At 70.6% G+C, this 14670-nt stretch carries 15 protein-coding genes; 7 read left to right on the top strand and 8 right to left on the bottom strand.

The features are described 5' to 3' along the window. Nucleotides 1-38: 38 nt before the first annotated feature. Nucleotides 39-1268: a M20 metallopeptidase family protein gene (locus ACWEVP_RS08305; protein WP_452061908.1), complete on the top strand. Its 1230-nt coding sequence runs from the start codon at nucleotides 39-41 to the stop codon at nucleotides 1266-1268. On the opposite strand, the gene ACWEVP_RS08300 is transcribed toward ACWEVP_RS08305, so the two are convergent. After that, a complete protein-coding gene (locus ACWEVP_RS08300) occupies nucleotides 1265-3211 on the bottom strand; it encodes a phosphocholine-specific phospholipase C (RefSeq protein ID WP_452061907.1) in 1947 nt (648 codons plus the stop codon). The two genes, ACWEVP_RS08305 and ACWEVP_RS08300, sit on opposite strands and share 4 nt — an antisense overlap. Nucleotides 3212-3285: 74 nt before the next feature. Between ACWEVP_RS08300 and ACWEVP_RS08295 the strand changes: the two genes are divergently transcribed. The 3 genes from ACWEVP_RS08295 to thrS all read left to right on the top strand — a co-directional run bounded on the left by ACWEVP_RS08295 (nucleotide 3286) and on the right by thrS (nucleotide 5693). Continuing rightward, the gene (locus ACWEVP_RS08295; RefSeq protein ID WP_452061906.1) at nucleotides 3286-3663 is read left to right on the top strand and encodes a VOC family protein; all 378 of its coding nucleotides are present in this window, start codon (nucleotides 3286-3288) and stop codon (nucleotides 3661-3663) included. A gap of 25 nt (nucleotides 3664-3688) precedes the next feature. Next, nucleotides 3689-4153: a heme-degrading domain-containing protein gene (locus tag ACWEVP_RS08290; protein WP_452061905.1), complete on the top strand. Its 465-nt coding sequence runs from the start codon at nucleotides 3689-3691 to the stop codon at nucleotides 4151-4153. Between the two features lie 274 nt (nucleotides 4154-4427). Further along, the gene (gene thrS, locus ACWEVP_RS08285) at nucleotides 4428-5693 is read left to right on the top strand and encodes a threonine--tRNA ligase (protein ID WP_452061904.1); all 1266 of its coding nucleotides are present in this window, start codon (nucleotides 4428-4430) and stop codon (nucleotides 5691-5693) included. On the opposite strand, the gene ACWEVP_RS08280 is transcribed toward thrS, so the two are convergent. The 5 genes from ACWEVP_RS08280 to ACWEVP_RS08260 form a co-directional block, all read right to left on the bottom strand. Further along, nucleotides 5623-6465, bottom strand: a complete 843-nt coding sequence (locus ACWEVP_RS08280; protein WP_452061903.1) for a MerR family transcriptional regulator — start codon at nucleotides 6463-6465, stop codon at nucleotides 5623-5625. The genes thrS and ACWEVP_RS08280 overlap by 71 nt on opposite strands. Before the next feature lie 113 nt (nucleotides 6466-6578). Next, entirely contained in the window at nucleotides 6579-7406 is an 828-nt protein-coding gene (locus ACWEVP_RS08275) for an ABC transporter permease (RefSeq protein ID WP_452061902.1), read from the bottom strand. Then, complete coding sequence (locus ACWEVP_RS08270; RefSeq protein ID WP_452061901.1) at nucleotides 7403-8296, bottom strand: ABC transporter permease; 894 nt, start codon at nucleotides 8294-8296, stop codon at nucleotides 7403-7405. The genes ACWEVP_RS08275 and ACWEVP_RS08270 overlap by 4 nt, the downstream gene beginning before the upstream one ends. Beyond that, nucleotides 8293-9336 carry an ABC transporter ATP-binding protein gene (locus tag ACWEVP_RS08265; protein WP_452061900.1) on the bottom strand — a complete coding sequence of 348 codons (1044 nt, stop codon included), beginning with the start codon at nucleotides 9334-9336 and terminating at the stop codon, nucleotides 8293-8295. The genes ACWEVP_RS08270 and ACWEVP_RS08265 overlap by 4 nt, the downstream gene beginning before the upstream one ends. Beyond that, entirely contained in the window at nucleotides 9333-10559 is a 1227-nt protein-coding gene (locus ACWEVP_RS08260; RefSeq protein ID WP_452061899.1) for an extracellular solute-binding protein, read from the bottom strand. The genes ACWEVP_RS08265 and ACWEVP_RS08260 overlap by 4 nt, the downstream gene beginning before the upstream one ends. 62 nt (nucleotides 10560-10621) lie before the next feature. Between ACWEVP_RS08260 and ACWEVP_RS08255 the strand changes: the two genes are divergently transcribed. Both ACWEVP_RS08255 and ACWEVP_RS08250 read left to right on the top strand, forming a co-directional pair. Next, nucleotides 10622-11317, top strand: coding sequence for a GntR family transcriptional regulator (locus ACWEVP_RS08255; protein ID WP_452061963.1), 696 nt, complete (start codon nucleotides 10622-10624; stop codon nucleotides 11315-11317). Then, complete coding sequence (locus tag ACWEVP_RS08250; RefSeq protein WP_452061898.1) at nucleotides 11314-12219, top strand: dihydrodipicolinate synthase family protein; 906 nt, start codon at nucleotides 11314-11316, stop codon at nucleotides 12217-12219. Before ACWEVP_RS08255 ends, ACWEVP_RS08250 begins: the two co-directional genes overlap by 4 nt. On the opposite strand, the gene ACWEVP_RS08245 is transcribed toward ACWEVP_RS08250, so the two are convergent. Beyond that, nucleotides 12216-12362, bottom strand: coding sequence for a hypothetical protein (locus ACWEVP_RS08245; protein ID WP_452061897.1), 147 nt, complete (start codon nucleotides 12360-12362; stop codon nucleotides 12216-12218). The two genes, ACWEVP_RS08250 and ACWEVP_RS08245, sit on opposite strands and share 4 nt — an antisense overlap. 306 nt (nucleotides 12363-12668) lie before the next feature. Here ACWEVP_RS08245 and lysA point away from each other — a divergent pair, with 306 nt between their 5' ends. Continuing rightward, complete coding sequence (gene lysA, locus ACWEVP_RS08240; protein WP_452061896.1) at nucleotides 12669-14012, top strand: diaminopimelate decarboxylase; 1344 nt, start codon at nucleotides 12669-12671, stop codon at nucleotides 14010-14012. On the opposite strand, the gene ACWEVP_RS08235 is transcribed toward lysA, so the two are convergent. Beyond that, the gene (locus ACWEVP_RS08235; RefSeq protein WP_452061895.1) at nucleotides 13990-14610 is read right to left on the bottom strand and encodes a TetR/AcrR family transcriptional regulator C-terminal domain-containing protein; all 621 of its coding nucleotides are present in this window, start codon (nucleotides 14608-14610) and stop codon (nucleotides 13990-13992) included. The two genes, lysA and ACWEVP_RS08235, sit on opposite strands and share 23 nt — an antisense overlap. Between the last annotated feature and the right edge of the window lie 60 nt (nucleotides 14611-14670).

The raw sequence follows: 14670 nt of genomic DNA, 5'->3' as shown, positions 1-14670 counted from the left end.
GGTGCGCCCGAAGCGCCGCATGGGGCACTATCGGGACCATGACCGGCCCCACTGACCTGCCCACCCTGCCCGGCACGCCGTTCGCCGGCCTCCTCGACGACGCGCGGGCGCTGCAGGACCGCACGGTCGCGCTTCGGCGCCTCGTGCACCGCCACCCCGAGCAGGGGCTCCACCTGCCGCGCACCCAGGCGGCGATCAGGGAGGCCCTCGACGGCCTGCCGCTGGAGATCACCGAAGGCAAGGCCACGACGTCGCTGACGGCCGTTCTGCGCGGCGGGAAGCCCGGCCCCGCGGTGCTCCTGCGCGGCGACATGGATGCGCTGCCGCTGACCGAGGAGACCGGCCTCGACTTCGCCTCCGAAGACGAGGAGTCGATGCACGCGTGCGGGCACGACACGCACGTCGCGATGCTCGCGTCGGCGGCCCGGCTGCTCGCCGGGCGCAAGGACAAGCTGGCCGGCTCGGTCGTGTTCATGTTCCAGCCGGGCGAGGAAGGCCACCACGGCGCCCGCTTCATGATCCACGAGGGCGTGCTCGACGCCGCCGGAACACGGGTCGAGCGCGCGTTCGGCGTGCACATCCTCGCCAACCTCCGCAGCGGGCTGCTGTCGGTCCGGCCGGGCCCGCAGATGGCGTCGGCGGACTCGTTCACCGTGCACGTGACCGGCAAGGGCGGTCACGGCTCGGCGCCGCAGCACACGGTCGACCCGGTGCCGGCGGCCGCGGCGATGGTCGGCGCGCTGCACACGATGATCACGCGCCGGGTCAGCGTGTTCGACCCCGCGGTGCTGTCGGTGACGCGGATCCAGGCCGGCACGACGACGAACATCATCCCCGAGACCGCCGAGCTGCAGGGCACCATCCGCACACTGTCGGAGCAGACGCGCGCGCTGGTCCGCGACGAGGTCTACCGGGTGTGCGAGCAGGTCGGCGCGGCCTACGGCTGCCGCGTCGTCGCCGACGTCGAGCCGGGCTACCCGGTGACGGTCAACGACGACCGCGTCGCCGCCGAGGTCCTGACGCTCGGCGAAGCCGTGCTCGGGCCGGAGAACGTCGAACTGATGACGGACCCGCTGATGGGCGCCGAGGACTTTTCCTATGTCCTGCAACGCGTCCAGGGCGCGTACGCGTTCCTCGGCGCGTGCCCGCCCGGCGTCGACCCGGCCGAAGCGGCGGCGAACCACTCCAACCGCGTGCTCTTCGACGAGGACGCGATGCCGAGCGGCGTCGCGATGCTCGCCGCGTTCGCGCTCGACGCCCTGCGCTAAGGCCCGGTCCTCGACGGCCTCCCGTCCTCGAGGTGGCCGGCGAAGCGGCGACGCCACCCCGGCGCCTCCAGGGTCAGGTCGTACCAGCCGTTCTTCGCCGGCACGGGGTAGTCGTGCGAGGTTTTCGGCGCGATCGTGACGTCGTTCAGCGTGACGGGCGCCGGGCCGCTGTTGGTCACCGTGACGCGCAGCGCGGGCGCCGGCGTGAAGGTCACGGAGGCGTCGAGGCCCGCTGCGCCGGAGGCCTCGACGACGAAGCCGTTCGGGCCGTGGATCGCGACGTCGTACGTCTCGGCGTAGGGGACTTCGCCGGTCATCTCGCTCTTCGGGCCGACGTCGAAACGCTGTGACGTGCCGCCCGCGTGGTAGGCGTACGCGGCCAGCTGCAGCGCCTGCGTCCCGTGGTTGGCCAGGTGCAGCTTCAGCGCGCCCGGCCCGGCCGTGACCCAGGCGACCGGTTGGTACGGCAGCGGGCGAGCCTTCGCCGTGCCGGGGTCTTGCACCAGCGCCCCCGGGCCCAGCCCGGGCTTGGGCAGCCGCGGCTGCGTCCGGTCGGCTTCGGCGCGCAACGCGTCCGCGTCCGGCAGCAAAGGGATCGTCGTGTCGTGCGTGCGGAAGTCGAAACAGCTGGTCAGGTCGCCGCAGATCGCGCGGCGCCACGCCGAGATGTTCGGCTCGCGCACCCCCGTCCAGGTCTCGAGGAAGCGCAGCACGGACGTGTGGTCGAAGACCTGCGAGTTCACCCAGCCGCCGCGGCTCCACGGCGAGACGACGGTCATCGGCACGCGCGGTCCCAGCCCGATCGGCAGCGGCGCGCCGGACGCCCCGCCCTTCTCCGGCCGGTTGCCCGGCAGGTATTCGCCCGGGGTCCCGGGCGGTGGCGTCGGCGGGACGACGTGGTCGAAGAAGCCGTCGTTCTCGTCGTAGTTGATGAAGACGACCGTCGACTCCCACAGCGAAGGGTTGTCCCACAACGCTTTCAGCATCCGCTGGATGTAGGCGGCGCCGTCGACCGGCCGGGCGGCGGGGTGCTCGCAGTAGCCGTACGGCGCCACGACCCACGACACTGCGGGCAGCGTGCCGGCGTCGCAGTCGGCGAGGAACTCGGCCAGCACGTGGTCGAGCTCCTTGCCCTTCCCGGAGTCGGGCAGCAGCTTCGTGCGCAGGTTCGCGCGCTCGGCCAGCCGCCGCTTCGCCGGGTCCATCGAGTACAGCGCGTCGTGGAAGTTCTGGAACAGCCACAGCGGGTTGTCGCCGTAGTCGCCGACGAAGTGCTCGGGGACGCCGCGTTCCTCGTCGTTGGCGTAGATCCGCCACGTGATCCCGGCGGACTCGAGCCGTTCGGGGTAGGTCGTCCAGCGGAACGACGGCTCGTAGTCCGGGAAGTTGTGCGTGACCGGGCCGCCCGCGACGCCCTCGGGGTCGATCGTGCCGGTCCAGTGGAACAGCCGGTTCGGCTGCGTCGGGCCCTGGATCGAGCAGAAGTAGTGGTCGCACAAAGTGAACGCGCTGGCCAGCGCGCGCTGGAACGGGATGTCTTCGCGCGTGAAGTACCCCATCGTCATGGGGCTCTTCGCGGCGACCCAGGAGTCGTACGCGCCGCCGTTCCACGCCCGGTGCGTGCTGTTCCAGTCGTGCGGCAGCTCGCCGAGGTCCTGGCCGTCCACAACGGACGTGTCGACCCGGAACGGCAGCACTGGCGCGCCCTTGCCGCGCTGGCGGAAGACGTCCCGCAGCGCCGCGCGGTCGCCGAAGCCGCGTACGCCGGCCATGGTGCCGTAGTAGTGGTCGAAGGACCGGTTCTCCTGCATGAGCACCACGACGTGGCGGACGTCCTCGATCGTCCCCTTGCGCGGTGGAGCGGCGCACGCGGCCGTCAGCGAGCCGGCGACGGTGGCCGCGGCCGCGCCGCCGAGCACTGTGCGCCGCCGGATGCGGCCCATGCCTGCCTCCTCGCACGAGGTTTTCCCACGTCAGCGGACCAGGTAGCTTTCACCGCCGGGAGAGAGGTGAAGCCATGCTCGGCTCAGCGGAACTGGTCGCCTTCGCACCGTCGACCGACCTGGAACGTTCACGTGCCTTCTACACGGACGTCGTCGGGCTCGAGTTCATCGAGCAGACCCCCTTCGCGTGTGTCTTCCGCGGTGGCGCGACCATGCTGCGCGTCACCGCCGTGGCCGAGTTCACGCCCCAGCCGTTCACGGTGCTCGGCTGGGCGGTCGCCGACATCCGGGTCGCGGTGACCGGCCTGCGCGACCGGGGCGTGGAGTTCCTCACGTTCGACACGCTGCCACAGGACACCGACAAAATCTGGACCACGCCCGGTGGGCGGATCGCGTGGTTCCGCGACCCGGACAGCAACGTGCTGTCCCTGACCGAGTTCACTGGCGATTAAACAACAGTGTTGATTTAATGGGTGAATGACCGAAGCCGACCGCCTCGCCCAGCTCGCTGACCAGGAAGAACGTCTCCAGTTCACGAAGTTCGACAACGAGACGGCGCTGACCCTCGGCGCCCAGCTGCTGGCCGCGGCCCGCGAGCGCGGGCTGCCGGTGACGATCTCGGTCCGCCGCGGCGGCCAGCGCCTCTTCCACGCGGCCCTGCCCGGGACGTCCGCGGACAACGACGCGTGGATCGACCGCAAGAGCCGGGTGGTCGACCGCTACGGCCACAGCTCGTTCTACGTGGGGACGCAGTTCCGCGCGACGGGCGGCTCGTTCGAGGCGGACTCACGCCTCGACCCGGACGAGTACGCGGCCCACGGCGGGGTGTTCCCGGTGTTGGTCCGCGGAGTCGGGCCGGTCGGGACGGTGGGCGTGTCCGGCCTCCCGCAGGCCGAGGACCACGCGTTCGTCGTCGAGCAGCTGGAGCTGTTCCTGGCTTAGCCGGCGCGCAGGTTGCCGATCACGGACTCGGCGGTTTTGAGGACGCCGCCCTTGCCTCCATACCCCGCATCGATGACGGAACGTGCCCAGGTTGGACCTTGCTGTGACCGTCCTACAAACAACCGCGCTCCGAAACGAAGCTGGTCGAGATCACATCCCCTGCTAACGTCGGAGACATGCAGCGCGCAGCGAACACGACGACGCCGGAAAGTGTCCCGGCGCGCTGATTCACGCTCACCACAAGCCCGGGGCGGTCGCCCCGGGCTTTCGTCTTGTGGTCCTCCGCCTCGCTGTCCCCGAGGAGTCCACAATGCACGACCACCGCAAGCTCGGCCGCGAACTCGGCCTGTTCGGCACCGACCCACTCATCGGCTCGGGCCTGCCCTACTGGCTACCCGACGGCGCCGTCGTCCGGCACAGCCTCGAGCAGTACGTCCACGACCTCGAACGGCACGCCGGCTACCGGCACGTCCACTCGCCGGTGCTCGGCAAACGGGAGCTGTACGAGATCTCCGGGCACTGGGCGCACTACCGCGACGACATGTACCCGCCCCTGGACGTCGGCGGCGAGCAGCTCGTGCTGCGGCCGAGCCTCTGCCCGCACCACGCGCTGATCTACCGGTCGCGCGGCCACAGCTACCGCGAACTGCCGCTGCGGATCGCCGAGCTCGGCGGGATGTACCGCAGTGAGCTCTCCGGCGTCCTCGGCGGGCTGAACCGGGTGCGCGCGATCCAGCTCAACGATGCCCACATCTTCTGCACCCTCGACCAGGTCGAAGCCGAGGCCGCCGCCGCGCTGGCACTGATTCGGCAGGCCTACGACGCGCTGGGCATCCACCCCGTGCGCTACCGCCTTTCCCTGCCCGGCCCGGGCGGGAAATACGTGCCGGGGAACTGGGACCGCGCCGCGGCGATCCTCCGTTCGGTCCTCGGCAACCTCCCGTATGACGCCGTCGAGGGAGAAGCGGCGTTCTACGGCCCGAAGATCGACGTCCAGGTGGCAGACAGCGCGGGCCGTGAGTCCACCCTGTCCACCGTCCAGGTCGACTTCCACCAGCCGGAACAGTTCGGCCTCGAGTACGTCGGCCCGGACGCCGCGAAACACCGGCCGGTCATGGTGCACCGCAGCATCATCGGCAGCGTCGAACGCGCGGTGGCCCAGCTCGTCGAGGTCCACGGCGGCGCGTTCCCGGCCTGGCTGGCGCCGGTGCAGCTGCGGTTGCTGCCGCTGTCCGACGCGGAGGTGCCCTACGCGCGGTCGCTTTCGGACAGTTGCCCGGACCTGCGGGTCGAGATCGCGTCCGAGGGCAGCCTCGGCGCGCGGATCCGGGACGGCCGGCTCGTGCCGTTCCAGGCCGTGATCGGACCGCAGGAGGTCGCCGCCGGACAGCTTTCCGTCCGGTTGCGCGACGGAAGCCGGGTGGACGCCCACCCCGCAGAGGACGCGCTGGCCTCGATCCTGGAGGCAGTCAGGCCGCCATCGCCTCGGCCAGCCAGTCGAAGGCCGGTGCCAGGCTTTCCGGTGCCGCCCAGCCGTTGATCACCCCCAATAGCTCCATATAGCGCTCGCGGCGCGGATCATTGGCGACGCCGAGCCATTCCCGCAGCTCGCCGGGATCGCGCCCCAATCCGTCGACGATCGCCTTCGCCGCCGGAGACTTCGGCACGATCCCGGCCACGACGGCCGGGGTGACGGCGTCCCGCACCTCGGCCGCCAGGTCACGACGCAACCCGACGACGTGGCGGTCCGCGAACCGGCGCAGGTTCGCGCGGAACTCCGTGTCCCGCATCAGCACAGCCAGCTCGAGCCACGCCTCGGCCTGCTCGGGGCTGGGGTCCTCGGGCAGGTCCGGGGTCAGGGTCCGGGCGATCCCCGCCAGCTCGGGACGATCACCCAACGCGTCGGCGAGGAAGTCGCCGATCAAGCACTGCCGCTCCGCTTCGGACAGAATGGTCCGCTGGTGCTCGAGACTCCCTTCCTTCGAATACGAGTCGCGGTCCGCCACCGCGTTCAGCACTTCCCTTCGCCGGCGCAGCACGCCGATCTGCACCTCCACCGCCGCGGCGTGCTCCGCCGCCACCTCCGCGACGGTGGTCTCGCCGTCGATCACCCGCCGGATCGTGGCGAGGTCGACACCGAGGTCACGCAGGACCCGGATGACGTCGAGCCGGGCGAGCGCGGCGTCGTCGTAACGGCGCTGGCCCGCGGTGTTGCGCCCGGACGGCGGCACGAGGCCGCGATCCGAGTAGAACCGGACAGCCTTGACCGTCAGCCCGGTCCGGTGGGCGAGTTCGCCGATCGAATACCGCATGCCGCAAGCCTGGCAGCTCCCCTCGGGGGAGGCGCAAGACCTGCGAGTTCGCTCGATCGTGTCGATCAGGTGTTCGACATTTCGCGGTAGAGTCGAACGCATGAGCGAACGAGCTAGGTCTCCTCCCGGATCCGGGTCACCAGCTGGGTCGGGTTCACGAACCGCAGCGCAACGAGAAGGAGCACAAGCATGGAGGCGGTGTAGATGGTCGCCATGGCGTCGACCGACTGGTTGGCCCGGATGCCAGCGGCGAACACGGAGTTGTAGAGCGCCACGACGAGGGTCGTCGAATCCGGGCCCGCGGTGAGGAACGTCAGCTCGAACATCCCGACCGTCCGGACCAGCACGAGGATCGAGGCGGCCAGGATCCCCGGCAGCAGCAGCGGGCCCAGGATCCGGGTGAACACCGAGACCGTGCGCGCGCCGGACATGCGCGCGGCGGCTTCGATCTTCGGGTCGATCTGCTCGATGAACGGCGTCATGGTCAGCACGACGAACGGCACCGAGGGCACCAGGTTGGCCAGGATGACGCCGGTGATCGTGCCGGCCAGGTGGAACTTGTAGAGCACGGTGGCCAGCGGGATGCCGTAGGTGATGGGAGGGATCAGGATCGGCAGCACGAACAGCAGCATCACCAGGCGCTTGCCAGGAAACGAGCGGCGGGCCAGCGCGTAGGCGGCCGGGACGCCGACCGCCACCGACACGGCGATCACCACCAGGGCGACGATCACCGTGGTGAGGAGGACGTCGGACAGGCCGAACTCACGCCAGGCGTCGGCGTACCAGTGGGTGGTGAAGCCGTCCGGGAGCCAGGTGCCGAACCACTGCTCGCCGAAGGAGTCGACGACCACCGAGAGCACGACGCCGGCGAGGTTGACGAAGAAGAACGCGACGACGGTCCAGACGACCCAACGTCCGGGACGCGCGACCCAGCCGGTCATCCCTTGCCTCCGGTCGCTCCGCGGTACAGCGTGCCGCGCCACGCCATGACCAGGCCGATCACGATCAGCATGACCACTGCCATGAGCATCGCGACGGCCGAGCCCATCGAGTAGTCGTACTCCTCGAACGCGGCGTGGTAGGCCGCGATCGAGATGACGCGGGTCTCGTTCGCGGGGTCGCCGACGAGCTGCGCGGAGGGGAACACGGAGAACGCCATCACGAACGAAAGGCAGAAGGTGATCGCCAGGCCGGGAGCCAGCAGCGGCAGCGTGATCCGGCGGAAGCGCTGGACCCAGTTCGCGCCCAGCGTCGCCGCCGCCTTCTCCAGGGAGGGGTCGATGCCCGAGAGGTAGGACAACGTCAGCAGAAAGGAGAACGGGAAGCCGGTGATCACCAGGGAGAGCAGCACGCCGGTGTAGTTGTGGATCAGCGGGAGCGGCTGGTCGGTGACGCCGAGGACGGTGAGCACCTTGTTCAGCCAGCCTGCCGGGCCGCCGTACATGATCAGGCCCTGCGCGGTGAGCACCGTGCCGAGCGTGATCGGCACGACAAGGATCGTCGTCAGGAGGCGCTTGCCGCGGACGCGGCCGCGCATCACGTACGCGATCGGGATGCTGGCGAGCACGTTGATGAACGTCGCGGGCAGCGCGATGCCGAGCGTCGTCCAGATGGTGTCGCGCAGATAGGGGTCGCCGAAGAAGCGCGCGTAGTTGGCGAACACGCCGCCCCGGCGCGGGGCGAACGACAACTGGAGGCCGTACAGGAAGGGGTACAGGAACAGGCAGGCCGTAACCAGCAGGCCAGGCACCAGGAGGAGCAGGGTGCGGTCGATGCCGCGCTCGGCCAGGCGGTGGCGCAGTGCCGGGCGGGCGCTCGCGACGGCCGTCATGGCTCGAACACCAGGACGCGCTCGGCCGGGACGCCGATCCGCGTGGTGTCGCCGGGGGCGAGGCGCTTGTCGGTCCGGAAGTAGACCGGCACACCACTCTCGAGCCGGGCCGAGACCGACAGCTCGCGGCCGTGGTACTCGACGATCTCGACCGTGACGTCGAGGGCGTTCTCCGTGCCGTCGCCGACCACGAAGTCCTCCGGGCGGATCGCGACCTTGGCCGGGCCTTGCGCCGGCGAGCCGCGGCCGGTCAGGCGGACTCCCGCGCCCTCCACGGTGACCGAGGAGCCTGCCGTTCCGGTGATCGTCACGTCCAGGAGGTTGCGATACCCCATGAAGGAGGCGACATAGCTGTTCACCGGCTGGGCGTAGACCTCCTCCGGCGTGCCGATCTGCTGCACCGCTCCTTCGCGCAGCACCACCAGGCGGTCGGCCAGTGACAGGGCCTCCTCCTGGTCGTGGGTGACGTAGACCGTGGTGAGGCCGAGCGTCTGGTGGAGACGGCGGATCTCCATCCGCATCTCGAGTCGGAGCTTGGCGTCCAGGTTGGACAGTGGCTCGTCCATCAGGACGACCGCGGGTTCGAGCACCACGGCGCGGGCGATGGCGACGCGCTGTTGCTGTCCGCCGGACAGCTGGGCGGGGAACTTCGCCGCGTGGTCGGTGAGCTGGACCAGGCGCAGAGCTTCGTCCACGCGCCGGCGGGCGTCGGCGCGGCCGACCTTGCGCATCTTGAGGCCGAAGCCGACGTTGGCGCGGACCGACATGTGCGGGAACAGCGCGTAGTTCTGGAAGACCATCCCGAACCCGCGTTGCTCCGGAGGCTGCCCGTCGATGCGGGTGTCGTCGAGCCAGACGCTGCCGCCGGTCAGGGGCAGCAGGCCGGCCAAGCAGTTCAGCGCGGTCGACTTGCCGCAGCCGGACGGGCCGAGCAGGGCCACGAACTCGCCGCGCGCGATGGCGAGGTCGAGGCCGCTCAGGGCGTTCGCGGTGCCGAAGCTGCGCGAGACGCCGTCCAGCCGCAGCTGCCCGAACGTCACTTCTTGCCGACCTTCGAGCCGCCGACCAGCTGGTTCCACTTGTCGAACGCCTTGACCTGCTGCTCGGCCGGCAGCGAGGTCTCCTTGGGGTACTGGGCGATCCACTGCTCGTACTCCGGGCGCCCGAACTGCTTGATCGTGTCCTGGCTCTTCTGCGGCGCCATTTGCAGGGTGACGTCCTTGACCGCCGGGCCGGGGTAGAAGTAGCCGTCGTCGTAGGCGATCGCCTGCTGGTCCGGCTTCAGCATCCACGCGATCAGCTGGAGGATCGCCGACTCCTGGTCGGGCGAGAGGCCCTTCGGGATCAGGGCGTACTGGGCGTCGGTGACCCAGTGCATCGGTTGCATGATCGCGGTCTTGACCGTGTTGGGCACCGTGCCGAGCTTGCGCGGGTTGATGTCCCAGCCGGTCGTCGACATGATCATGTCCACCGAGCCGGACGCGAGGTTCTTCATGGTCTCGGTGGTGCCGGACGGGTAGTACTTCACGTACTTGCCCAGCTCTTGCAGGAACGCCCAGGTCTTGTCCCAGCCCTTGTCCGGGTCCTTCGGGTCCTTGTCGCCGAGCAGGTACGGCAGGCCCATCAGGAACGTGCGGCCCGGGCCGGAGTTGGCCGGCTGTGCGTACTGGAACTTCTCCGGGTGCGCCTTGGCCCAGTCGAGCAGCTCCTGCGGCGACGCGGGCGCGGCCGGAACCGCGGCCGGGTTGAACTCCAGCAGCGGACCGGACGGGTAGTAGACGACCTCGACGCCGTAGCCGTTGGCCAGCTCCTGCATCTTCGCCGCGGGCTCGAGGTAGTTCTGCATGAGGTTCGGGAACCGGCCGGCGAAGTCCGGGAGCACCTTGGCCAGCGTGCCGTTCGCGATGCCGGCGGACAGGCCGTCCGTTCCGCTGAGGACGAGGTGGGTCTGGGCGACACCGCCGTCCTGCTCGGCCTTGAGCTTGCCCGCCATGCTCGGCGCGGGCGCCGTCGAGTACGTGACCTTCGCGAGCACTTCCGGGTGCGCGGCCTTGAAGTTCTCGATCATCTGCTTGGTGAGCTGGAGGTTGCCCGCGACGTCGAGGATGTTCAGGTCGACGGGCTTGCTCGGCTTGTCCGGCACGGCCGAGGGATCCGCCGCCTGGCCGCCGTTCCCGCCGGGCGCGCCGCAGGCCGCCAGGCCGGCGGCGAGGCTCGCCGCCAGCAGCACTCGTCGGAATCGGAAGCCGGTGCGACGCTGCATGGCTGCTCCCTGGGTCCGTGATAATGTTGTATGTCGCATCGTATATCAGATCGGACATGCCAGTGGCGAGCACTTCTTCGGCCAGGAGACCGCCGCCGCCCGTCTCGCGCACGGATTTCGTGCGGGACGCGATCAAGGAAGCGATCTTGAGCGGGGAGTTCGGACCAGGCGAAACGCTCGTCGAGGCCGAGGTGGGCGCGTTGCTCGGGGTGTCGAAGACGCCGGTGCGCGAAGCACTGCGGATCCTGGCCGGTTCCGGTTTGGTCACGATGAGCACGTACAAGGGGGCCGCGGTCCGGGTCATGGACGCCGAAAGCGCTCACGCGGTGTACGACCTGCGGGCGCTTCTCGAGCCCGAAGCAGTCCGTCGCGCTGTCGAGCGCGGCGCGGACTTCGGCGACGCGCGGCAGGTGCTGGCCGGCGTCGAGACCGGCGCGGACGCGGCCGACCGCGCGAAGGCCAGCCTGGCCAACCGGTTGTTCCACCGCGCGCTCTACGCCGGGTGCGGTAACCCGCTGCTGGTCGACGTCCTCGACGGCCTGCGCGACCAGGCCGCGCTGATCACCGTCACCGGTTGGGGCATCAGCCCGACGTGGCAGGGCGAGGCGGCCGAGCACCGGGCGATCCTGGCCGCCGCCGAGAGCGGGAACGCCCGGCAGGCCGAACACCTGCTGCGCAGGCACATCACGGATTTCCTCGACCGGGTCGCGGGCGGCCTGCCGGGTGAGCACAGCACCGAGACGAAGGGGACCCGATGACGTTCGAGCAGCAGAGGCGGCGGCTTTCCGGGGTGGTGGCCATCCCGGTCACGCCGTTCGACGCCGAGGGCGCCGTCGACGGGCAGACGTACGCGAAACTCGTCGACCGGCTGGTCACCGGCGGCGTCGAGGTCGTGACGCCGAACGGGAACACCGGTGAGTTCTACGCGCTGGACGCGGCGGAAGCCCGGCTGTGCCTGGAAGTCACCGTCGAAGCCGTGGCCGGCCGGGCGAGCGTGCTCGCCGGGATCGGCCACGACGTCACCTCGGCGACGCGGGCCGCCGCGCACGCGCGGGACGCCGGCGCCGACATGATCATGATCCACCAGCCCGTGCACCCGTACATCTCGGGCGACGGCTGGGTCGACTACCACGCCGCGATCGCCGCCGCGGTGCCCGAACTCGGTGTCGTGCTCTACGTGCGCAACCCGGCGATCGCGGGCGAACAGCTGCGGGCTCTGGGCGAGGCGGCCCCGAACGTCATCGGCGTGAAGTACGCGGTACCGGACCCGGTGCGGTTCGGCTCGGTCGCCCGGGACGCCGGCTTCGAGCGGTTCGTGTGGATCGCCGGCCTGGCGGAGCTCTCGGCTCCCGGCTACTTCGCCGTCGGCGCGACCGGGTTCACGTCGGGCCTGGTGAACGTCGATCCGGCGGTCTCGCTGGAGATGTTCCGCGCACTGTCCACAGGGGACTACCCGGCCGCGATGGCGGTCTGGGAGCGGATCCGGCCGTTCGAGGAGCTGCGCGCCGCCGACGGGAACGCGAACAACGTCAGCGTGGTGAAGGACGCGCTCGGCCAGCTCGGCCTGTGCCGCCCCGACGTCCGGCCGCCGAGCCGGCTGCTGACGGCGGCCGAACGGGAGCGGCTATTCGGTCTGCTGTCCTCGTGGGGGCTGTCCTAGAGCGTCTCGCGCAGCCCGAACGCCCGGAACTCGCCGTCGTGGCGGAGGTACGTCACTTCGCGCTCTTCGCTGCTCGAAGGCACACGCCGCGAAGGCAGCTGTTCCTTCGACTCCACCCGCGCCCGCTGAAGCGAGCTACTCACCGAAGCGGGTGTTGTCTCCAGCGTTGCCGTGGCGAGAGGAACTGGACGGCCGCGAGGAACGCCAGCTCGACCGTCTCCCGGGAGGTCTCTTCCATCGTGTCGGTAACCATGCCCGGTGTGACGCCGTCCGGCGCGGAGATTCAGCTCTTCGCAGGTCAACTGGGGTGTGGCCGAAGTTACTCACGCGTTAACAGCGCGTCAGCGGCCGGCGGAAACCCGTCAGGACGGCATTCACGAGAGACCACCGGAAGCGTGAAGAGCGGTGTCCTGGCCAAGTCCGATCCGCCGCGATGCCCGGAGGCACCCGTGACGCTCAGCGAGCTTCTTCCCAGCCTCGGCTGCGAAGCCGCCGACCACCTCGAGCCAGGAGTCTGGCCGCGAAGCACCCGACTCGGCGAAGACGGTGAGCTCCTCTTCGCCGGCGCGAAGGTCAGCCACCTCGCCGCCCGCTTCGGGACGCCGTCCTACCTCCTCGACGAGCAGCAGGTCCGCGACACCGCCCGCGAGTACCGCGAAGCGCTGCCGGACGTCGAAGTCGCGTACGCGAGCAAGGCGCTCTGTACGCGGTCCGTGCTGCGTTGGGTCGCCGAAGAGGGGTTGTCGCTCGACACCTGCTCCGCGGGCGAGATCGCCGTCGCGCGCGCTGTCGGCTTCCCCGCCGAGCGCATGTTGCTGCACGGCAACGCGAAGACGCCCGAAGACCTCAAGGCCGCTCTCGAGTACGGCGTCCGGCGGATCGTCGTCGACTCGCTCGACGAGATCGAGCAGCTCGGCTCGCTCGCGCACGGCGCGCAGCAGGTGATGATCCGCGTGACGCCCGGGGTCGCGGCCGGGGCGCACGCTTCGATCAGCACCGGCACCGAAGGCCAGAAGTTCGGCTTCTCCCTGCTCGACGGCGTTCCCGACAACGTCGACGCCGCAACCGCGGCCATAACGGCGCAACCCGGATTGCGGCTCGTTGGCCTGCACTGCCACATCGGCTCCCAGGTGACCAGAGTCGACCGGTACGAGGCCGCCGCGCGGCGGATGGCCGCGGTGCTCGTCCGGATCCGTGACACCCACGGCGTCACGCTGCGGGAGCTCGACCTCGGCGGCGGGCACGCCGTGCCGTACTTCGGCGGCGAGCCCGCGTTCGACCTCGGCGGCTACTCGCGGCGGCTGCGCGTGGCCCTCGCCTACGAGTGCGCGGCACACGGCTTCCCGGTGCCCCGGCTGACCATCGAGCCGGGCCGGGCGATCGTCGGGCCGGCCGGGATCACGGTGTACCGCGTGTGCGCGGTCAAGCGCGGCAGCCGCACGTTCGTCGCGGTCGACGGCGGCATGAGCGACAACGCCCGCCCGTCGCTCTACGGCGCCCGGTACACGACGCGGCTGGTCGGGCGCCGCTCCAGCGAAAAGCGCGTCCCGATGACCGTCGTCGGGCGGCACTGCGAATCCGGCGACGTCCTCGCCGACGGCATCAGCCTGCCCGGCGACCTGCACGCCGGCGACCTCCTGGCCGTCCCGTGCACCGGCGCGTACCACCACTCGCTGGCGTCGAACTACAACCAGGTCGGCCGGCCGCCGCTGGTCGGCGTCAAGGACGGCGTCGCGACGCTGCTCGTGCGCCGCGAGACCGAGGAGGACCTCAGCCGCCGCGACCTCGGTTAGCCGCCGCCAGCCCGGCGAGCAGCACGCCGAGCGCGTACCCGAAGTCGTCCTCGACCGTCGCCCCGGCGCGCTCGCGCAGACCCCGTGCCATCAGCGGGAACGGGAACGCACCGGATTCGATCAGCGCCGCCTCCTCGTCGGGGGACGGCCGCGTCTGGTCCTCGACGGCCCGGCCGAGCACGAAGTGCACCAGCACCCCGGCCGCGCGGGTAGCCTCCCCGAGCGGGAAGCCCGCGTCGTGCAGCACGCCGACCGCGCGCTCGACCAGCTCGCCGAGCGCGCGGGCCACGATCAGGTCCGCGCCCAGCGCGACGCGGGCGCCGTCGCGGTGCGCGAGCAACGCCGTGTGCAGCGCGAATCCCGCGCGTTCGAGCCAGTCGAGCCACGGCCCCGGCGTCGGCAGCCCGGCGACGACCGGCGCGACGATCGCGTCCGTCATGTGGTCGAGCAGCGCGCGCTTGCTGCGGAAGTGCCAGTACAACGCGGGCGCCTTGACGCCCAGCTCGGTGGCCAGCCGCCGGACGGTCAGCTTGTCCAGCCCCTCGGCTTCGAGCAGGCGAAGCGCGACGCGCACCGCGCCGTCGACGTCCAGCGACATGCTCCTCCTTGACGATTTAACTTGTTAAGGCCAGCCTAGTCCTTAACAAGTTAAGGGGGA

Source organism: Amycolatopsis sp. NPDC003865 (assembly GCF_053605345.1).
Note: the sequence above shows the minus strand (reverse complement) of the source record. Positions and strands in the feature narration are given on the sequence as shown.